This window comes from Nocardioides endophyticus, from assembly GCF_039543845.1.
GTDB classification, from domain to species: domain Bacteria; phylum Actinomycetota; class Actinomycetes; order Propionibacteriales; family Nocardioidaceae; genus Nocardioides; species Nocardioides endophyticus.
Genome location: NZ_BAABKN010000014.1, coordinates 349781 through 368354 on the forward strand (window position 1 = coordinate 349781; position 18574 = coordinate 368354).

Below are 18574 nucleotides of genomic sequence, written 5' to 3' on the forward strand. Positions count from 1 at the left end.
TGACGCGCGACAACTTCGAGTGCAAGGAGATGCAATGCCCGAGGTGCACCACGGACTGGAGGGCGTCGTCGCCTTCGAGACCCAGATCGCCGAGCCCGACAAGGAGGGGTCGGCGCTGCGCTACCGCGGCGTGGACATCGAGGACATCGTCGGCCGGGTGCCCTTCGAGAACGTCTGGGGGCTGCTGATCGACGGCTCGTACGCCCCCGGCCTCTCCCCCGCCGAGCCCTACAACCTCCCGGTCCACACGGGCGACGTCCGCGTCGACGTGCAGGCCGCGGTCGCCATGCTGGCGCCGGCCTTCGGGTTCGGCCAGACCTACGACATCAGCGACGAGCAGGCGCGCGAGGACCTCGGCCGGGTGGCCGTGATGGTGCTGTCCTACGCCGCACAGTCCGCCCGCGGACTCAACCAGCCCGTGGTGCCGCAGCGGGTCGTCGACGAGGGCCAGACGCTCGCCGAGAAGTTCCTGATCCGCTGGAAGGGCGAGGCCGACCCCAAGCACGTCAAGGCGATCGACGCCTACTGGAGCTCGGCCGCCGAGCACGGCATGAACGCCTCGACCTTCACCGCCCGCGTCATCACCTCCACCGGCGCCGACGTCGCCGCCGCCTTCTCCGGCGCGATCGGCGCGATGAGCGGTCCGCTGCACGGCGGCGCCCCGTCGCGCGTGCTCGGCATGATCGAGGAGGTCGAGAAGCGCGACGGCGACGCGACGGCGTACGTCAAGGAGCTGCTCGACAGCGGCGAGCGACTGATGGGGTTCGGTCACCGCGTCTACCGCGCCGAGGACCCGCGCGCCCGCGTGCTGCGCCGTACGGCGAAGGAGCTCGACGCCCCGCGCTACGCGGTCGCCGAGGCGCTGGAGCAGGCGGCCCTGGCCGAGCTGCGCGAGCGCCGGCCGGACCGGGTGCTCGAGACCAACGTGGAGTTCTGGGCGGCGATCGTGCTCGACTTCGCGGAGGTGCCGGCGCACATGTTCACCTCGATGTTCACGTGTGCGCGCACCGGTGGCTGGTCGGCGCACATCCTCGAGCAGAAGACGACGGGCCGGCTGATCCGGCCGTCCGCGATCTACACCGGCCCGGCCTCGCGCCCGGCCTCGGCGGTCGCGGGGTGGCGGTCCGAGTGGGACGTGTGAAGACCGACATCGACGCGCACTTCGGCGGCGTGACTCTCGCCTTCATGCCACGGGACGTCATACGAATTGTGGCCTCAAGCCCTCGATTCGTACGACGTCCCGGCTAGACCAGTCGTCGTGTCGTCTTCTCGAGGTAGGCCACCCCACGGGGCGAGACCTCGTAGCCGACGTCGAAGCTGCGGGTGAGCCCGAGGTTCTTCAGCTTGCGCACGTCGATCTTGAACGGGTCGCGCTCCCGACCCATCTCCGCCGCGAGGTCCGGTGCTCGCGTGTGCGGCCGGCGCCGGATGACGTCGAGGGTGGCCATCGTCCACGGGCCGTGACTGCTGGCGCGGTCGAGCCGCTCGAGCTTGGCGTCGATGGCGACCACGTCGTCGTCGGTGAGGTCGGCGCTCTCGCGGAGCGCCACTCGCGGGTCCGGTCCCGCCCAGCTCAGGACGACGCGGTAGGTCTCTCCGTCGGTCACCTTGTCGAGCTGACGCCGCAGCCGGTCGGCGTCCGGCCAGCCCGCGGCGACCGCTTCGTCGTCGGTGATCGCGGCCGGGTCGACGACGGCCACCTCGTCGACGCGGACCACGCCGGAGACAGTGCGGAACTCCGAGCCGACCACGACGTCCTGCTTGCGCCAGCGCCGGAATGCGAGGGTCACCGTGCCGTCGGCGACCCCGTGCGCGACCTTGGGAGGGAGCAGCATGCGGGGCAGCCTAGGGTTTGGCCGGCAGCAGCTTGGCGTAGCAGCGCGAGAGCGGCGCGTCCTTGTAGTAGCCGAACGGCGCGACCGGCCCGTAGCCGCTGCTCTCGTAGAGCGACATCGCCTCCGGCTGCCGCAGGCCCGTCTCCAAGACGACCGCCTCCGCGCCGTGCCCACCCGCATCGGACTCGAGCTGGGCGAGCATCAGCCGGGCCAGCCCTCGTCCGCGAGCCCGCGGTGCGACGTACATCCGCTTGATCTCGACGGTCGCTGTCGTGCCGAACGCCGCCACATCCGTGCGCCGCCAGGCGCCGGTCGCCACCGGCTCGCCCTCGGCGTACCCGACGAAGAAGTTGCCCGCCGGCGGCTCGAACATCAAGGGATCGAGCGGGGTCTCGTCCGGGCCGCCGTACCTGACGACGTACTCCGCCTGGACCTCGTCGATCAGCCGCATCGCGTCGGGGTGGCCGTAGCCGACGCGTTGGATGTTCATCATCTGTCATACCCCTGGGACTCGGTGCAGCGGCTGACAGAATAGGTAACCGTGAGCGACGCCCTGCAGATCCCCCGCGACCTCCTCCCCGCCGACGGGCGCTTCGGCGCCGGACCGTCGAAGATCCAGCCCGCGCACCTCGACGCGCTCGCAGCGACGGGTACGTCGTTGATGGGTACGTCGCACCGCCAGGCGCCGGTGCGCAACCTGGTCGGTCGGGTGCGATCGGGATTGGCCGACCTCTTCTCGCTCCCCGACGGCTACGAGGTCGTGCTGGGCAACGGTGGCGCGACGGCGTTCTGGGACGTCGCGACCTTCGGGCTGATCGACCAGAAGAGCCAGCACCTGTCGTTCGGAGAGTTCTCCGCCAAGTTCGCGTCCGCGGCCGCCGCCGCGCCGTGGCTGTCCGCCCCGTCGGTGATCAAGAGCGAGCCCGGCTCGCGCCCCGTCGCGGTCGCCGAGGACGGCATCGACGTCTACGCCTGGGCGCACAACGAGACGTCGACCGCCGTGATGGCGCCCGTCATACGTCCGTCCGGCATCTCCCCCGACGCCCTCGTGGTCATCGACGCGACATCGGGCGCCGGCGGGCTGCCGGTCGACGTGAGCGAGACCGACGTCTACTACTTCGCGCCGCAGAAGAGCTTCGCCTCCGACGGCGGCCTGTGGCTCGCACTGATGTCGCCGGCCGCGCTCGAACGCGCGGCCACGATCGCTGCGACCGACCGGCACATCCCGGCCTTCTTCGACCTGCCGACCGCGATCTCCAACTCGGCGCTCAACCAGACCTACAACACGCCCGGGGTCGCCACGCTCTTCCTGATGGCCGAGCAGCTCGACTGGATGAACGCCTCCGGCGGACTGCCCGCGATGGTCTCGCGCACCACCGCGTCGTCCGACCACCTCTACACGTGGGCCGAGAAGTCGCCGCATGCCTTCCCGTACGTCGCCGACCCGTCGCACCGCTCGCTGGTCATCGGCACCATCGACTTCGAGGAGCCCATCGACGCGGCCCGCATCGCCGCCGTGCTGCGTGCCAACGGCGTCGTCGACACCGAGCCCTACCGCAAGCTCGGGCGCAACCAGCTCCGCGTCGCGATGTACCCCGCCGTCGACCCCGCCGACGTCGAGGCCCTCACCGCCTGCATCGACTGGGTGATCGAGCGCCTCTGAGCTCCGGTGGTCGCCCGGACGTCATGCGGACAGAGCATCCGCTTGCTCCCTCTGTATGACGTCTTCGCGTCTGGAGCGCGCGCGAGCGCGACGCGGTGACCACTTCGACCACGTCGAGCCGCCCGGCCCGGAGGAGGGGCCGCTCGAGGTCGTGCGCAAGCCAGCGTCAGAGCCGGGAGAGCAGCGCGAGCACCCGCTCGGTGAGCAGGTCGGTCGCGGCGGCGTCGTACGACGGCAGCGAGCTGTCCTCGAAGAGGTGTCGGTCGCCCTCGTAGACGAAGAGCTCGCCGTCGCCCGTCGACGCGACGAGCTCGCGGGCAGCGTCGAGGTCGCCCTCGCCGGCGAAGAACTCGTCGGCATCCATGCCGTGCACCTGGACCGGGACGCCGTCGGGCCACGGGCCGATCGCCCACTCGCCGCTGATCGGCAGGCAGGACTCCAGCAGTACGGCGCCGGCCGCGCCCGGTCGCGTCTGGGCGAGCCGCTGCGCCTGCATCACCCCGGACGAGATGCCGGCGTACACGAGGCCGGCGGGCAGCGCGGCCACAGCCTCGTCGGCGAGCGCGGCGAGGTCGGGATGGTCCACGCCGTTGCTGTAGGCCGCACCGTCCTCGATCGACGAGAAGGTGCGGCCGCCGTACAGGTCGGGTGTGTGCACCGTGTGCCCGACGGCGCGCCATCGGGCCGCGAGCGCGTGCACGCCGGGGGTGAGCCCCTGGATGTGGTGGAAGAGGACGACGTCAGCCATACGAGCACGCTAGCCCCGGCCACCGACCGGCCGCGAGGCCCTCGAGCAAGCCAGGGAGAGCGCCCAGGGCCTCGGCGCCGAGCTCCTGTTCGACCGCTCGGACGATCCCGACGAACCGCTCTACGTGTTCGCCGACCCGGGCGGGCATCCGTTCTGCAGCTTCGCGGGCTAGTAGCCGCTCGGCATCCGCACCGTGTCGTGCTGCTCGAGGGCGACCCGCAACGCGTCCGGCAGGTGGTGCTCCTTCGTGGGACCGACGATCGGGGCGTCGACGACGGAGTTGCGGAGCACCCACGCGAGCGCGACCTGCGCCATGGGTACGCCGCGCGCCTCGGCGATCCTGGCGACGGCGTCGACGATCGGGCGGTTCTCCTCACCGACGTACCGCTGGCCCATCGGGTCGTTCTCGGAGCGCAGTGCGTCCGCTTGCTCTGTCCGTATGACGTCCCGCGCGCTCAGGGCTGATCCAACGCCGCGATCTTGCGCTCCAGCACCCGGCGCTCTGCCTCGCTCGCGCACAGGCGTACGGCGGCCTCGAGCTCGTCCCGCGCCTCGTCGACGCGACCGAGCCGGGTGAGCAGCTCACCGCGGACGGTCGGCAGCAGGTGCGTGCCGGTGAGCACTCCAGCGTCCACGAGATCGTCCACGATCGGCAGAGCCGCCGAAGGCCCATCGGCCATCGACACCGCGACCGCCCGGTTGAGGTCGACGATCGGCGAGGGGGCGAGTCGGCCGAGGGCCTCGTAGAGCACGACGATCCGGCTCCAGTCGGTGGCCTCGACAGACGGCGCGACCGCGTGGCACTCGGCGATCGCCGCCTGGACGCCGTACGACCCGAGGCCGCGACCGACAGACCCGGCCGCCTGCAGGGCCGCCCGGCCACGGCGGATCGCCGACCGGTCCCACCGGTGGCGGTCCTGGTCCTCGAGGAGCACCGCCGCACCCTCCTCGTCGACCCGCGCCGGGAAGCGCGCCGCCGTGAGCTCGAGCAGCGCCAGCAGCCCATAGGTCTCCGGCTCGGGCACCAGCTGGGTCAGCATCCGCGCCTGCCGGGTCGCCTCCCGCGCGAGATCGGTGCGGATCGGCGCGCTCCCCGCCGTGGCCGAGGAGCCCTCGGTGAAGATCAGGTAGACGACGCTGAGCACCGAGCCCAGCCGCTCGCGGCGCTCCTCGACCGGCGGCACCTCGAACGGCACCCGGGCAGCGGCCAGCGTCTTCTTCGCCCTCGTGATGCGGGCCTGCACCGTGGCCGTCGGCACCAGGAACCCCCGCGCGATCTCGTCGCTCGTGAGACCTCCGACCACCCGCAGCGTCAGCGCGACCTGCGCCTCCCGTGACAGCGTCGGGTGGCACGAAATGAACATCAGCGCCAGCACGTCGTCCTCGATCCGGTCCGGGTCCCAGTCGGGCTCCTCGGCCTCGTCGGCCTGGTGCGCGATCGCGGCGTACCTCTCGTCGAGGGCCGACCGCCGCCGGAACGCGTCGATCGCGCGCCGGCGGGCGGTCGTCAGCAGCCACCCGGCGGGATTGGCGGGTACGCCGTCCCGCGGCCAGGTCACCAGCGCGGCGGCGAGCGCCTCCTGCGCCATGTCCTCGGCGAGCCCGAAGTCGCCGGTGTAGCGGGCCAGGGTGCCGACGATGTGGGCGGACTCGATCCGCCACACCGCCTCGACGGCCTCGCGGGTGGAGCCGCTCACAGTGGGGTGATCACAGCTGGCCGTTCGACTCCCGCCACGCCCGCTCCTTCTGGATCCACGGGTTGTCCTGCGGGAACTCGTCGATGCTCGGCACGCGCCGGATCTCCGTCTTGATGCCCGGCCGGGTCATCGGCAGCCGCTTCGCCCACTCGACCGCCTCCTCCTTCGAGGCGACGTCGAGGATGTAGTAGCCGCCGAACAGCTCCTTCGTCTCGCCGTACGGCCCGTCGGTGACGACCGGAGGCGTGGACGAGTAGTCCACGACGACACCCTGCTCGGCCGCGTCGAGGCCCTCGGCCGCGACCAGCACTCCGGACGAGATCAGCTCGTCGTTGAAGCGGCCCATCGCCTCGAGCATGTCCTCGAACTTGACGTCCGCAAACGACGCCACGGCCTCGTCGTTGCCCCGCATGATCAGCATGTACTTCATCGGTCCGCCTCCATCGATCTGTGCTCCTCAGGGTCGTCGATCGACCCTCTCACCCAGCAGACGAACGGCACAGGCGCGAGATCGACACCCGTCGCGCACTTTCTAGAAATCTATTGATCTTCGATAGATTACGAGCGATCATCGATCTATGTTGCCGGAGCAACGGGCCGTCGTCCCCCTCAAGATCTTCCTCGTCGTGCTGTTCGGGATCCTGGTCGTCTTCCAGACCCTGTCCCTGCCGGGGCAGTTCCGCTACCAGGCCGAGCAGCACCCGGAGGACGCCGACGTGCGCTGGATCCTGACCGGCATCGCGGTCTTCCTGGTGCTCTGCGTGCAGGTCGTCGTGGTGGCAACCTGGAAGCTGCTCGGCCTGGTGTCGGCCGACCGGATCTTCACCCGGGACTCGTTGGTCTGGGTCGACGTCATCCTCGGGGCGATCGCCGCCGCCTGGCTGGTGGTGCTCGCGATCTTCCTCTGGGTCGGGTTCCACGCCGACGACCCTGGCGCACCGATGCTGCTCCTGCTGATCCTCGTCGCCGGCACCGTGCTCGGCCTGCTGATGGTCGTCATGCGCGCCCTGCTCCGGCAGGCCACCACACTGCGCACCGACATGGATGCGGTCATCTGATGCCGATCGTCGTACGCATCGACGTCGAGCTGGCGAAGCACAAGCTGAGTGTCGGCGAGTTCGCCGAACGGGTCGGCCTCACCCCGGCCAACGTCGCCGTGCTCAAGAACGGACGCGCCAAGGCGGTCCGCTTCAGCACCCTCGAGGCCATGTGCCGGGTGCTCGAGTGCCAGCCCGGCGACCTGCTGGAGTGGGTGGACGACGACTAAAGCGTTGCCTCGCCGTACGCCGGCGGCCTAGCGTCGTCGAATGGCTCTCGGGATCCACGCCCTGTGCTTCGACGCCCTCGATCCAGCCGGCCTGGCGGGATTCTGGTCGGGCGTCCTGGGCTGGGAGCTGGTCGACGACCCACGTGATGGTGTCGTCCTACTGCCGGACGACGACACCGGGTTCCGGCTCCGGTTCGTCCCGACGCAGGCGCCGAAGTCCGGCCCCAACCAGCTGCACTTCGACCTGACGAGCGCGTCCCTGGCGGATCAGCAGCACACCGTGGCGCGAGCGTTGGCGCTCGGCGGCCGGCACCTCGATGTCGGGCAGCTGCCCGAGGAGGAGCACGTGGTGCTCGCGGATCCCGAGGGCAACGAGTTCTGCGTGATCGAGCCGGGCAACAGCTTTCTAGCCGACTGCGGCTTCATCGGAGCGCTGTCGTCCGACGGTCTCCAGGAGGTCGGCTACTTCTGGAGCAAGGCCTTGGACTGGCCGCTGGTGTGGGACCAGGACGGGGAGACCGCCATCCGGGCGCCGTACGGCGGCCCGAAGATCACCTGGGGCGGTCCGCCCGTGGCGCCGAAGGTCGGCAGGAACCGGCTGCGGTTCGAACTCGCTCCGTCACCGGGCACCGACGAGGTGTCGCAGGTGGACCGCCTCGTCGCGCTGGGCGCGACCCGCATCGACCTGGACCTGCTGGCTGATCCCGGCGGCAACGAGTTCCGCGTGCTACGCCGCCCCGGTGGTTGAGGAGGCCGCCAGGCCTGTCGTTCCGGTGGTTGAGGAGGGCCGCCAGGCCCGTCTCGAAACCCCCGCAGCGAAGGCAGGGCGCCATTCGCGCACGTCTCCTGCGGTGGGCGGCGCCCCCGCTGCGCGGCTCACGCCCGGTCGCTGGACTCGCCGTGTCGCCGCCGACGTACGCCGCGATCCAGGCCCGCTGCGGCGCCACGCCTCGCTTTACGCTCCCCGGGCGTCCCCGCTCCGCGGACCCGCCGGTCGTCCCGGTGGTTGAGGAGGGCCGCCAGGCCCGTCGTACCGGTGGTTGAGGAGGGCGGCCAGGCCCGTCTCGAAACCCCCGCAGCGAAGACAGGGCGCCATTCGCGCACGATTCCCGACGCGGGCGGCGCCCCCGCTGCGCGACTCACGCCCGGTCGCTGGACTCGCCGTGTCGCCGCCGACGTACGCCGCGATCCAGGCCCGCTGCGGCGCCACGCCTCGCTTTACGCTCCCCGGGCGCGCCCGCTCCGCGGACCCGCCGATCGCCCCAGTGGTTGAGGTCGGTGGTTGAGGAGGGCCGCCAGGCCCGTTTCGAAACCCCCGCAGCGAAGGCAGGGCGCCATTCGCGCACGTTGTCTCGGTGGGCGGCTCAGTGGCGCTGGTGGACGTGCGGGCTGGGCATCCGTCTGACGAGGACGCCGATCTTGTCGATCCGGTGCTCGGGGTTGCCGAACCGGTCGGTCCAGTAGTTGCCGCGGGCATGGTCCTCCGGCGTCGCGCAGGTCGAGATGGTGATGTAGCCCTTCTTCGGCTTGACGCCCGGTCTGCCCGGCACAGCGGCGCGCTGCTCCCGCAGCGACTTCGCCGACCGGAACGACACCCAGCGAGTCGTGACCACCCGGTAGACGTAGCGCCAGCGACCGACGTCCACGAGCAACCGGTCACCGCGGTGCAGTGACGGCGTACGCCGGAAGACTCCGCCGTGCGAGGTGCGGTGCGCCGTGACCTGGTAGTTGCCGAGCCCACCCGGCCCGGTGCCGCCGCGCGGGCCGTGGGAGCTCGCGGCGATGCCACGGTTCTGGATCCGGGTGCCGGGAGCATCGTCGGTCTTGCCGCGGTAGGCGACGACCTTCAGGCTCCGGATGCCGACGGCCGGGATGGTCAGCCGAGCGTTGCGCGGCTTCCCGCTGCTGAACTCGGCCGGCTTCGCGACGTGCGTCGCGGGCGCCGTGGGGTGGCCGGTCGCCGGACGAGCGCTGGCAGGCTCGGTCGGGGCTCCGGCGAACGCGACCGCCAGTGCGGCAGCGACGGCGGTGAGGGCGAGACGCATAGGGGGCTGGTGCCCACCGACGGGGTTCACTAGCCCAACGCCTTCTGGACCATCGCGTACGTCGGGCCGTCGAACGCCACCAGCCGGGCCTCGGCGACCGACGTCTCCACCGACCCGAACACCTCCAGGGCACACGCGATCGTGTCGTCCTTGGGCCAGCCGTAGACACCCGCGGAGACCAGCGGGAAGGCGACGGTGACGGCGCCGAGCTCGTCTGCGACCGCGAGCGCGCGTGAGTAGCAGGACAGCAACAGCCCGCGGTCGGTCTGGCCGGCGGTGCGATTGGGGCCGACCACGTGGATCACCCACCGCGCGTGCAGGCGTCCGGCCGTGGTCCACCCGGCGTCGCCGGTGGCCAGGCCGTCGGGGAAGCGGCGTACGCAGTCCTCGAGGATCTCCGGGCCCCCTGCCCGGTGGATCGCGCCGTCCACTCCACCGCCACCGCGCATCGCGTTGCTGGCGGCGTTGACGATCGCGTCGACGCGCTGCTCGGCGATGTCACCCTGCACGGCGGTGATCTCCACGCTCAGGCCTCCTTCAACAGCTTCAGCGTCGCACGCTCGAGCGCGGCCTGTCGTGCGTCGGGCGTGTCGTAGGTGCGCCGGGTGGCGCGGTCGATGGTGCGGCCCTCCTCATAGGCGTCGATGACACGCGGGTCGACGTACGACGAACGCGCCAGCGTCGGGGTGTTGCCGAGGAAGGAGGCGACCTCCTTCATCGCACCGGCGACGGCGCGCTTGCGCGACGCCTTCGTCTCGCCGGGCTCCGGCGTCTCGGCGAGGGCAGCCGCGGCGAGCACGGTGGCGTGCCAGGTGCGGAAGTCCTTGGCGGTCGCCTCGAGACCCGTGGACGCCCGGACGTACTCGTTGACCAGGGCCGGCAGCACGGAACGCCAGGACCTGCCCTCCTTGTACGACAGGAGGCGGAGGTCGGCCCCCCGCCGGCGGCGCATGATCTCGACGGCCTCGATCACGACGGCGTCGTCGATCTCGATCTCGTGCTCGACCCCGGACTTCCCGACGAACGCGAAGACCAACCGGTCCTGGTGCCGGCGGACGTGGCGTCGCTCGAGGGTGGTCAGCCCGAACGAGCCGTTCTCGTCGGCGTACACGTCGTTGCCGATCCGGAAGTAGCCGAGGTCGAGCAGCCGTACGGCGACCGCGCAGGCCCGCTCGAGTGGCATGCCTTCGCGTCCGAGGTCGGTGATGACGAGCTCCCGCGCCTTGGTCAGCGCCTTGCCGAACCGCAGCATCCGGTCGAACTTCTCCGCGTCCCGCCGGGTCCGCCAGTCCGGGTGGTAGAGGTACTGACGACGGCCGGCGTCGTCGGTCCCCACCGCCTGCAGGTGCCCGTTGGCGTACGGCGTGACCCACACGTCGGTCCAGGCCGGCGGGATGACCAGGTCGCGCACCCGCTGGGCGTCCTCGTCGGAGAGACGAGCACCGTGCTCGTCGAGGTAGACGAAGCCGCGCCCGGCCCGCCGGCGGGTCCAGCCGGGCTGGTCCGGAGAGGTTCTACGAAGCCTGACCACGACGACGAAGTAGCCATCCCGCGCCTACCGCAAACACGATCCCGCAGCCGAGCCCCCACGGCCAGAGCGGCTCGCCCTCGTCATCGGCCTCGGTGTCGGTGTCGGTGTCGGCCTCAGCCGGCTCGGCGGCCGGCGGCTCGTCCGCCGCGGCCATCGTGTCGGCGACGTCCGACGGGAGCCGGATCCGGAGCACGTCGCTGAACTGGCCCTCGGTGCTCAGGTAGATCCGGTCGTCGGGGCCGACCGCGATCCCCTCGCCCTGGTCCTGCCGCGGCAGCTGGACCGAGTCCAACCGCTCGTGGCCGGGGAACGAGTAGACGGCCGCGCTCGTGTAGCCGCGCACGATGTAGTGCCGCCCGTCGGGGAAGAACGACCCGTCCGTGGCGAAGCTGAAGCCCTCCCCGACGGCCCGCATCTCGTTGGGGTGATCCGCGGAGAGCCGGCGCGGCGCGGCATAGATGGTGCCGCCGAACACGTCTTTGGAGACCACGAACAGCTGGCCGGTCTGGGGGTTCGCCATCAGCGTCTCGGCATCGTGCGCCCGGTCCGGATAGACCAGCTCGTACGCCGCGGGCGTGACCTCCTGGTCGGTTGCGCCGTACGGGACTCGTAGCACCGTGATCGAGTCGCGACCGCGGCGGTTGTCACCGGTGTCGCCGACCCACACCTCACCCGGGCCGGCCGGCGCGAGCGACTCGGTGTCGATCGGGTCGTCGGCCCAGGTGGTCGTGCCGACCGTCCGTCCGGAGCGGTCGACCACGAAGACGCGGCCACCGTCCCCGGAGTCGTTGACGGTCAGGAAGAGGTCGCCGGTGGCGACCAGTCCGCTGGACTCGACGATCGCCGGGTCCTGGAAGGAGAAGACGACCTTGCCCACCGGGGCCGAAGGGGCGGCCGTCGTGCCGACGACCATGGACAGCGCCGCTGCCAGGCCCAGGACGCGGTCGAGCATCAGGCGTCGAGGAGCTCGGCGAGCTTCGGGTGGATCCCCCAGGCGGCCACGAGCTCGTCGTACTCCTTGCGCACCGAGCCACCCTTCACCGGCCCGCCGGTGCGCACCGCGCGCAGCATGGTGTTGCGCGGCGTGTGCTGGCTCTCGACGAACTGCACGACGTCGACCCGGTAGCCCTGGAGCCGCATCAGCGATGCGCGCAGCCCGTCGGTCAGGGTGTCGGCGAGCCGTTCGCGGAGGATGCCGTGCCGGGTGAGCATGGCGTACGGCGACGGGGTCGGTGCCTTGCGGATCTGGGCAGCGATGTCGTGGTGGCAGCACGGCGCGGCGAGCACGAGCTGAGCGCCCCAGCCGACCGCCTGCGCCAGGGCTTCGTCGGTCGCCGTGTCGCATGCGTGCAGGGCGAGCACGACCTCGGGGGCAGGGTCGAGGGAGACCCCGCCGATGGTGCCGACGACGAACTCCGCATCCACGCCGAGCTCGGCGGCCACCGAGCTGTTGTGCTCGCGCGACTGCTCCTTGACGTCGACGCCGGTCAGCCGCACAGGCAGCTTGCGAACGCCGGTCAGGTAACGCTCGGCCGCGAAGGTCAGGTAGGCGTTGCCGCAGCCCAGGTCGACGATCCGCAGCGGTTCCTCGAGGGTCGGCCGACGCAGGTGCCCCTTGTCGATGGCCTCGATGATCGACGAGTCGAGCAGCCGCAGGAACTCCTCGACCTGGCGGTACTTCGACTGCCGGCTCGGCTTGATCCTGCCCTCGTCGTCGGAGATGCCGAGCACGAGGAAGACGGGGTCGTTCTCCGGCAGCAGCCGTTCCTTGGGCTTGTCGTGCCCCCGCGCCACCTCGACGGGAGCCGCCCGGTCGGTCGTGTGCACGATCGCCTCGAGCTTCTTCGTCACCTTGAGGCCGTGGCTCTGGGTCGCGGTGTCGACGTGCCAGTCGCCGAACGGCTCGTCGAGCAGCGCGTCGACGGCGTCGCGCGACGCGTCGCCGACCGCGTGGTTCTCGGTGAAAGCCTGGGTCTGGTCGTACGTCGTGATCTGCAGGTGCGTCCCGGCCTTGAGGTCGACGTACCGCAGCTCCGCGCGCCGCCAGGTAGGCACCTCGCCCTTCTGGCGTCCAGAGGCGACCGCCTTGACGAGCACGTCGGGGTCGAGGATCAGCGACCGGAGGCGGTTGAGCTCACGAAGGAGAGGCTGTGTCGTCGCCTGGGCCATGTCACATCACCGCCGCGATCACGACGATCAGCAGGAGCGCCACCAGTGCGATCGGGATGACGAGTCGACGGTGGCGGGGATTCACCCGTTGAGTCTAGGTGCCTACTGCACAGGGCCATCCGGTGGTCGAGCAGCGAGCGCCGGCGAGCGTCGTCGAGACCCCCGCAGCCCACCCGCCCTGCCGCGCGCGGGGTTTCGAGGCTCGGCGCTGGCGCGCCTCGCACCTCAACCAGCGATCACGCGGGACGCGAAGAGCTCGGCCAGGTGCATCGTCGGAGTTCCACTGAGGTCGTCGAGCTGCACCCGGCAGGACATGCCGTCGGCGAGCACGACGGCGTCGGGGTTGGCGCGTACGGCGGGCAGCAGGTGGGTCTCGGCGACAGCCACCGATACCTCGTAGTGCCCCTTCTCCATGCCGAAGTTGCCGGCCAGCCCGCAGCAGCCCGCGACCTGGGTGACGGTCGCGCCCGCGCGCTCGAGGATCCGCTTGTCCGCGGCCCAGCCCAGGATCGAAGCCTGGTGGCAGTGCGGTTGGGCGACGACCTCGACGCCGTTCAGGTCCGGCAGCGGTACGTCGAGCCGTTCGACCAGCTCGGCGAAGGTGAGCACGTCGAGGTTGGCGCCGGTCAGCTCGGCAGCGTCGCTACGCAGGGTGGCCAGGCAGGACGGTTCGAGTCCTACGACCGGCACCCCCGACTCGACGTACGGCGTGAGCGTGCGGACCGTGCGCTCCATGATCGAGCGCGCCTGGTCGAGCTGGCCGGTCGTGATCCAGGTGAGGCCGCAGCAGGCGTCGTCGGCGATCACCCTCGCGGTGACGCCGACCGACTCCAGCCAGCGGATCGCTGCGTGCCCGTTGCCCGGGAAGAAGTGGTCACTGAAGGAGTCCGCCCAGATCCACACGTCCGGCACCACGTCAGGCACCCCGACCGATCGCCGCAGCGTCTTCGGCGCGAACGCCGGGATCGACCGCCGCTGGTCGATCCCGACGGTCGCCTTGGCCAGCCGTGCGACCGGACCGAGCTTCATCATCCGGTTGGCGACCGGCGCCATCGGGGCTGCCAGCGCCGCCCACTTCGGCAGCCGGCCCAGCAGGTAGTGGCTGCGCGGGCGCCTCTCGCCGAGCACGTCGTGCTTCTGGTGCAGCGCCTCCGCTTTGTACGTCGCCATGTCCACGCCGGTCGGGCAGTCGGACGCGCAACCCTTGCAAGCCAGGCAGAGGTCGAGCGCCTCCCCCACTGCTGGGTCGGCCAAGCCACCTACGAGCGACCCGTCGAGCGCCTCCTGCAGCACCCGGGAACGGCCGCGGGTGGAATCCTTCTCGTCCCTCGTCGCGAGGTACGACGGACACATCACGCCGTTCGTCTTCGGGGCCACGCACTTGCCGACGCCGGTGCAGCGGTGCACCGCGTTGCCGAAGACTCCGTCGTCGTGGACGAGCTTCAGCCCGGCGTTGATCGCGTGGCGCGGCCGGGTCGGGCGCAGGTCGGCGTCGAGCGGCGCCGGGTCGACGATGTTGCCGGGGTTGAGCAGGTTGCGGGGGTCGCAGATCGCCTTGACCGCACCGAACAGCCCGATGGACTCCTCGTCGTACATGATCGACAGCAGCTCGGAGCGCGCGCGGCCGTCGCCGTGCTCACCCGAGAGCGAGCCCCCGTGCTCACGCAGCTTCAGCGCGCACGCGGTGAGGAAGTCCCGGAAGACCGCGCTCCCCTCACTGAAGGGGAAGTCGATGCGCACGTGCACGCAGCCGTCGCCGAAGTGCCCATAGGGCACGCCGTCGAGGTCGTACTCACGCAGCAGCTCGTCGAAGTCGCGCAGCCAGGCGCCCAGTCGCGCGGGCGGGACCGCGGCGTCCTCCCAGCCGGAGTACGCCGGCCGCGACAGGCTCAGCGCGGCCAGGCCGGCGCCGTCCTCGCGGATCCGCCAGAGCGCGGCCGCCTCGGGCCCGTCCTGCACCACGCGGTGCGCGAGGGCGCCGCCCTCGGCGACGACCCGCGGCACCAGGTCGGGATCGGTGACCTCGACGAAGAGCCAGCCGGCGCCTCTCGGCAGCTCCGGCACGGCGTTGCCCTTGGCCCGCACCAGGTCGACGATCCGGGCGTCGAGCCCCTCGCAGGCGATCATCCGGCCGTCGGTGGCGGCGATCAGCGCAGGCACCGCGTCGGCCGCCTCGATCATCGAGGGGTAGCCGAGCACCACGAGCTGCCGGCCGGACTCGTCCTCGACGAGCCGCACGGTCGCCCCGGTCACGACGGCGAGCGTCCCCTCGGAGCCGACCAGGAAGCGGTCGACGTTCCGCCCGTTCTCCGGGAGCAGGTGCTCGAGCGAGTAACCGCTGACCTGCCGCCCGAACTGCCCGAACGTCGTCCGCACGTGCGCCAGGTGCTGGTCGACGAGGGTGCCGAGCCGGGCAGCCACGTCGGTCGCGCCGGGCGCCCACGCCACGTCGAGATCGACCACGTTGTCGACGGTGCGGCCGTAGCCCAGCGCCCGCGAGCCGCAGGCGTTGTTGCCGATCATCCCGCCGATCGTGCAACGGGTATGTGTCGACGGATCGGGGCCGAAGCGCAGGCCGTACGGCGCCGCCGCGCGCTGCAGGTCGGCGTGCACGACGCCGGGCTGCACGACGGCGGTGCGCGCCTCCCGGTCGATGGAGACGACGTTGTTGAGGTGCTTGAGGGTGTCGACCACGATCCCGGTGCCGACCGCGTTGCCGGCGATCGACGTGCCCGCTCCGCGCATGGTCACCGGCGCCCCGGTCTCCTGAGAGACGTCGAGGATCGCGGACAGCTCATCGGGGTGCCGGGGTCGGACCACGACCTGCGGGACGACCCGGTAGAGCGAGGCGTCGGACGAGTAGAGCGCCCGGGTCAGCGTCGAGTCATCAACGTCGCCGACGCCCCGGCTGCGCAGCTGAGCCGCCACATCTGACGGAGCCAGGTCCAGGGGCGTCTGCGTCACGTCACCAGTGTTCCATCGACCGACGGAACACCGCCGCCAGGTCCTCCTCCGTGGGACTCTTCGGAGCGGTCGCCAGCAGCCGCTGCTGCTGGACGGCACCCGCCACGAGATCCGGTACGTCGGCCTCGCCGTACCCGATCTCAGCCAGGCCGCTCGGGAGGCCGATGTCGCGCATCAGCGTCGCGAGGACCGCGGGGAGGGCATCGGGGCCGTCGCCGGCCGCAGGGTCGAGCAGCCGGGCGGCATGCAGGTGCCGCTCGGGAGCCGCATCGAAGGTGAACCGGAACGCTTCGGGAGCGGTCAGCGAGACCGCCATCCCGTGCGGGACCATCGGCTCGTCGGGGTAGCCCTCGGGCCGGTAGTCACGAACCCGGCCCGCGATCGGGTAGGCGTTGGCGTGCGGGATGTGCACCCCGGCGTTGCCGAAGCCGAGCCCGGCGAAGGTGGCAGCCAACGCCATCTGCTCGCGCGCACCGCTGTCCGTGCCGTCGCGCACCGCCGTGCGGAACGCCCCGGCCAGCAGGCTGAGCGCCTTCTCCGACCACATGTCCGCGATCGGGTTGGCCCCGCAGTACGGCACCCGCTGCTCCGGACGCTTGGCGTCGAAGTCGGCGTACCACCGCGCGGTGTAGCTCTCGAGCGCGTGACACAGGATGTCCATCCCGGCGGCGGCGGTCACCAGAGCCGGCTGCGTCATCGCGAGGGTGGGGTCGACGACCGCCAAGGTCGGCCGCAGCGCGGGGTGGCTGATCCCGGTCTTCACGTGCAGCGACAGCACGTCGAGCACGCAGATCGTCGTGCTCTCCGAGCCGGTCCCGGTCGTCGTCGGCACCGCCACCAGCGGCAGCAGCGGCTGGGTGGGCGCCTGCGCCTTCCCGACTGGAGCATTGATGTAGTCCATCAGCTCGCCCGGGTTGGTGGTGAGGAGGTTGACGGCCTTCGCCGTGTCGATCGCGGAGCCGCCACCGACGGCCATGATCGCGTCGAACGGCCCGACGTCGCGGGCGAACTCGATCGCCGCGTCCAGCGACGCATCGGTCGGCTCGACGTGCACCCCGTCGTACGTCGTGACGGCCACGCCGGCAGCGGCGACCTGCTCGGCGATCCGGGCCGGATGCCCGGTGGCCGCGACCCCGGGATCGGTCACCAGCAGCACCCGCCGGGCGCCCATCCGCGCCAGGTCGTGGCCGATCTCCGCTGCCGCTCCGGGGCCGAACTTCAGCGCGGGCGCGGCGTAGGTGAAGACGGTCTCACTCATTCGGCCACCATAGTTGTGGGACCTGCCCGTACCATCCGTGGTTGAAAGAGGGGGGCTTCATGCGGCACGCGCGCTGGATCGTGCCGGTGGCGGCAGTCGTTGTGCTGCTCACCGGCGGTGCGATCTATGCGGAGCGCCGCGATCCCGCGCCGGAGCAGCCGGGCGTCGAGACGGGCGCACCGCAGCCGGTCGTCGCCGGCAACCGGCTCGTCGACCAGCGCAGCGACGCGCAGTTCATCCCGCGCGGCGTCAACTGGAGCAGCTTCGAGTACGCGTGCGCCCAGGGCTGGGGCATGTCCACGCTCGACACCCTCGGTGGGTCCGACGCCGCCGAGGTCGAGGCCGCCGCGATCGCCGCCTGGGGAGCGAACACCGTCCGGCTCCCGCTCAACCAGGACTGTTGGCTCGGCACCCGCGGCGCGCCGGTGAGCGACCAGTTCGAGGAGCGCACGTCCGCCGGCTACCGCTCGAGCGTCCACGAGTTCGTGACGGCTCTCAACCGACAGGGCATGGTCGTCATCCTCGACCTGCACAGCCGCAAGCGCATGGGGCAGCCCGAGTTCGGCAACATCGCGATGCCCGACTCCGAGTCGCTGTCCTTCTGGCGGTCGGTGGCCGGCGAGTACAAGGACAACCCGTCGGTCATGTTCGACGCCTTCAACGAGCCGTACTCGCGCTACGACGCCGCCGACAACCTGGTCTTCGACCTAACCTGGCAGTGCTGGCGCGACGGCGGCTGCACGGCGCCGATCGAGGACGATCAGACCGCGACCGCAGGCCAGGTCACCTACTCCGTGCAGGGGATGGCCGCGGCGGTCGGCGAGATCCGCGACGCGGGTGCCGCGCAGCCCGTGCTGCTCGGCGGGCTCGACTATGCCAACGACCTGTCCCGCTGGCTCGACTTCGCACCCGACGACGACCAGCTCGTCGCCTCGTTCCACAGCTACGACTTCAAGGCCTGTGCCGACGAGAAGTGCTGGGACGCCGTGCTGGCGCCCATCGCGGATCGGGTGCCCGTGCTCACCGGCGAGCTCGGGGCGGAGGACCCACTGGACGGGTACGTCACGCGCTACCTGGACTGGGCCGACCGTCACCAGATCGGCTCGCTCTTCTGGGTCTGGGCCGACCATCCGTCCGACCCGATGGCGCTGGTCCGCGACGGCACCGGGACTCCCACCGAGTACGGCGTCCTGGCCCGTCGCTACCTGCGCTCGGCGGCCGTCGGATCCTGATCTGATCAGGTCGTTCTGTGTTGTTACCCCATTGTGGATCGGATGTTGACCCCCCGACGATCGCGCCCCGATAGCCTCCTTTCGAGCTTGGGGGACCTTTCTCGGATCACGCCGGGAACTACAGGGGGAAATCGATCATGGCCGTGCACGCCGGTTCGGCGCGAC

The 18574-nt window shown here is 71.2% G+C and carries 19 protein-coding genes and 1 pseudogene; 7 read left to right on the forward strand and 13 right to left on the reverse strand.

Features of this window, described 5'->3' with window-relative positions:
- The first annotated feature begins 34 nt into the window (after positions 1-34).
- On the forward strand, positions 35-1141 hold the full coding sequence (locus ABEA33_RS11955) for a citrate synthase 2 (RefSeq protein WP_345527003.1): 1107 nt from the start codon (positions 35-37) through the stop codon (positions 1139-1141).
- 103 nt (positions 1142-1244) lie between these two features.
- On the opposite strand, the gene ABEA33_RS11960 is transcribed toward ABEA33_RS11955, so the two are convergent.
- Together ABEA33_RS11960 and ABEA33_RS11965 are read right to left on the reverse strand one after the other, a co-directional pair.
- Positions 1245-1835 carry a hypothetical protein gene (locus ABEA33_RS11960; protein ID WP_345527004.1) on the reverse strand — a complete coding sequence of 197 codons (591 nt, stop codon included), beginning with the start codon at positions 1833-1835 and terminating at the stop codon, positions 1245-1247.
- A 10-nt stretch (positions 1836-1845) separates the two neighbouring features.
- The gene (locus ABEA33_RS11965; protein WP_345527005.1) at positions 1846-2325 is read right to left on the reverse strand and encodes a GNAT family N-acetyltransferase; all 480 of its coding nucleotides are present in this window, start codon (positions 2323-2325) and stop codon (positions 1846-1848) included.
- A 51-nt stretch (positions 2326-2376) separates the two neighbouring features.
- On the opposite strand from ABEA33_RS11965, the gene serC reads away from it, so the two are divergent.
- On the forward strand, positions 2377-3498 hold the full coding sequence (gene serC / locus ABEA33_RS11970; RefSeq protein ID WP_345527006.1) for a phosphoserine transaminase: 1122 nt from the start codon (positions 2377-2379) through the stop codon (positions 3496-3498).
- Positions 3499-3664: 166 nt separating this feature from the next.
- On the opposite strand, the gene ABEA33_RS11975 is transcribed toward serC, so the two are convergent.
- Positions 3665-4246: a dienelactone hydrolase family protein gene (locus ABEA33_RS11975; RefSeq protein ID WP_345527007.1), complete on the reverse strand. Its 582-nt coding sequence runs from the start codon at positions 4244-4246 to the stop codon at positions 3665-3667.
- Between the two features lie 46 nt (positions 4247-4292).
- Between ABEA33_RS11975 and ABEA33_RS11980 the strand changes: the two are divergent.
- Positions 4293-4418, forward strand: a pseudogene (locus ABEA33_RS11980) (VOC family protein); the annotation flags it as partial.
- Here ABEA33_RS11980 and ABEA33_RS11985 read toward each other — a convergent pair.
- Genes ABEA33_RS11985 through ABEA33_RS11995 form a run of 3 tightly spaced genes read right to left on the reverse strand, consistent with a single transcriptional unit; the run spans position 4415 to position 6373 of the window.
- Positions 4415-4765 (reverse strand): aldo/keto reductase, encoded by a 351-nt coding sequence (locus ABEA33_RS11985; protein ID WP_345527008.1) that lies wholly within the window; start codon positions 4763-4765, stop codon positions 4415-4417. The pseudogene ABEA33_RS11980 and the gene ABEA33_RS11985 sit on opposite strands and share 4 nt — an antisense overlap.
- Positions 4702-5943, reverse strand: coding sequence for an RNA polymerase sigma factor (locus tag ABEA33_RS11990; RefSeq protein ID WP_345527009.1), 1242 nt, complete (start codon positions 5941-5943; stop codon positions 4702-4704). The genes ABEA33_RS11985 and ABEA33_RS11990 overlap by 64 nt, the downstream gene beginning before the upstream one ends.
- Before the next feature lie 10 nt (positions 5944-5953).
- Positions 5954-6373 (reverse strand): YciI family protein, encoded by a 420-nt coding sequence (locus tag ABEA33_RS11995; RefSeq protein ID WP_345527010.1) that lies wholly within the window; start codon positions 6371-6373, stop codon positions 5954-5956.
- 148 nt (positions 6374-6521) lie between these two features.
- Here ABEA33_RS11995 and ABEA33_RS12000 point away from each other — a divergent pair, with 148 nt between their 5' ends.
- From ABEA33_RS12000 to ABEA33_RS12010, 3 genes are read left to right on the forward strand one after another with little or no spacing between them, the layout of a single operon-like run.
- Complete coding sequence (locus tag ABEA33_RS12000; RefSeq protein ID WP_345527011.1) at positions 6522-7001, forward strand: DUF2975 domain-containing protein; 480 nt, start codon at positions 6522-6524, stop codon at positions 6999-7001.
- Positions 7001-7210, forward strand: a complete 210-nt coding sequence (locus tag ABEA33_RS12005; protein ID WP_345527012.1) for a helix-turn-helix domain-containing protein — start codon at positions 7001-7003, stop codon at positions 7208-7210. The genes ABEA33_RS12000 and ABEA33_RS12005 overlap by 1 nt, the downstream gene beginning before the upstream one ends.
- Before the next feature lie 40 nt (positions 7211-7250).
- On the forward strand, positions 7251-7958 hold the full coding sequence (locus tag ABEA33_RS12010) for a VOC family protein (RefSeq protein WP_345527013.1): 708 nt from the start codon (positions 7251-7253) through the stop codon (positions 7956-7958).
- Between the two features lie 616 nt (positions 7959-8574).
- Here the strand turns inward: ABEA33_RS12010 and ABEA33_RS12015 are convergent.
- The 7 genes from ABEA33_RS12015 to ABEA33_RS12045 all read right to left on the reverse strand — a co-directional run bounded on the left by ABEA33_RS12015 (position 8575) and on the right by ABEA33_RS12045 (position 17177).
- Positions 8575-9255 (reverse strand): sortase domain-containing protein, encoded by a 681-nt coding sequence (locus ABEA33_RS12015; protein WP_345527014.1) that lies wholly within the window; start codon positions 9253-9255, stop codon positions 8575-8577.
- Positions 9256-9284: 29 nt separating this feature from the next.
- Positions 9285-9779, reverse strand: coding sequence for a macro domain-containing protein (locus tag ABEA33_RS12020; protein WP_345527015.1), 495 nt, complete (start codon positions 9777-9779; stop codon positions 9285-9287).
- Between the two features lie 2 nt (positions 9780-9781).
- Complete coding sequence (locus tag ABEA33_RS12025) at positions 9782-10786, reverse strand: DNA topoisomerase IB (RefSeq protein ID WP_345527016.1); 1005 nt, start codon at positions 10784-10786, stop codon at positions 9782-9784.
- Entirely contained in the window at positions 10770-11738 is a 969-nt protein-coding gene (locus ABEA33_RS12030; protein ID WP_345527017.1) for a hypothetical protein, read from the reverse strand. Before ABEA33_RS12030 ends, ABEA33_RS12025 begins: the two co-directional genes overlap by 17 nt.
- Positions 11738-12955, reverse strand: a complete 1218-nt coding sequence (locus ABEA33_RS12035) for a class I SAM-dependent methyltransferase (protein WP_345527018.1) — start codon at positions 12953-12955, stop codon at positions 11738-11740. The genes ABEA33_RS12030 and ABEA33_RS12035 overlap by 1 nt, the downstream gene beginning before the upstream one ends.
- Before the next feature lie 225 nt (positions 12956-13180).
- Complete coding sequence (locus tag ABEA33_RS12040) at positions 13181-15919, reverse strand: FAD-binding and (Fe-S)-binding domain-containing protein (protein WP_345527019.1); 2739 nt, start codon at positions 15917-15919, stop codon at positions 13181-13183.
- A gap of 1 nt (position 15920) precedes the next feature.
- Positions 15921-17177 carry a hydroxyacid-oxoacid transhydrogenase gene (locus ABEA33_RS12045; RefSeq protein ID WP_345527020.1) on the reverse strand — a complete coding sequence of 419 codons (1257 nt, stop codon included), beginning with the start codon at positions 17175-17177 and terminating at the stop codon, positions 15921-15923.
- A 41-nt stretch (positions 17178-17218) separates the two neighbouring features.
- Here ABEA33_RS12045 and ABEA33_RS12050 point away from each other — a divergent pair, with 41 nt between their 5' ends.
- Positions 17219-18409 carry a cellulase family glycosylhydrolase gene (locus tag ABEA33_RS12050; RefSeq protein ID WP_345527021.1) on the forward strand — a complete coding sequence of 397 codons (1191 nt, stop codon included), beginning with the start codon at positions 17219-17221 and terminating at the stop codon, positions 18407-18409.
- Positions 18410-18574 lie beyond the last annotated feature (165 nt).

Coding starts and splice junctions, on each gene's coding strand:
- ABEA33_RS11955 (WP_345527003.1), top strand. CDS start 35: ATGCCCGAGGTGCACCACGGACTGGAGGGCGTCGTCGCCTTCGAGACC.
- ABEA33_RS11960 (WP_345527004.1), bottom strand. CDS start 1,835: ATGCTGCTCCCTCCCAAGGTCGCGCACGGGGTCGCCGACGGCACGGTG.
- ABEA33_RS11965 (WP_345527005.1), bottom strand. CDS start 2,325: ATGAACATCCAACGCGTCGGCTACGGCCACCCCGACGCGATGCGGCTG.
- ABEA33_RS11975 (WP_345527007.1), bottom strand. CDS start 4,246: ATGGCTGACGTCGTCCTCTTCCACCACATCCAGGGGCTCACCCCCGGC.
- ABEA33_RS11995 (WP_345527010.1), bottom strand. CDS start 6,373: ATGAAGTACATGCTGATCATGCGGGGCAACGACGAGGCCGTGGCGTCG.
- ABEA33_RS12000 (WP_345527011.1), top strand. CDS start 6,522: ATGTTGCCGGAGCAACGGGCCGTCGTCCCCCTCAAGATCTTCCTCGTC.
- ABEA33_RS12005 (WP_345527012.1), top strand. CDS start 7,001: ATGCCGATCGTCGTACGCATCGACGTCGAGCTGGCGAAGCACAAGCTG.
- ABEA33_RS12010 (WP_345527013.1), top strand. CDS start 7,251: ATGGCTCTCGGGATCCACGCCCTGTGCTTCGACGCCCTCGATCCAGCC.
- ABEA33_RS12015 (WP_345527014.1), bottom strand. CDS start 9,255: ATGCGTCTCGCCCTCACCGCCGTCGCTGCCGCACTGGCGGTCGCGTTC.
- ABEA33_RS12030 (WP_345527017.1), bottom strand. CDS start 11,738: ATGCTCGACCGCGTCCTGGGCCTGGCAGCGGCGCTGTCCATGGTCGTC.
- ABEA33_RS12035 (WP_345527018.1), bottom strand. CDS start 12,955: ATGGCCCAGGCGACGACACAGCCTCTCCTTCGTGAGCTCAACCGCCTC.
- ABEA33_RS12045 (WP_345527020.1), bottom strand. CDS start 17,177: ATGAGTGAGACCGTCTTCACCTACGCCGCGCCCGCGCTGAAGTTCGGC.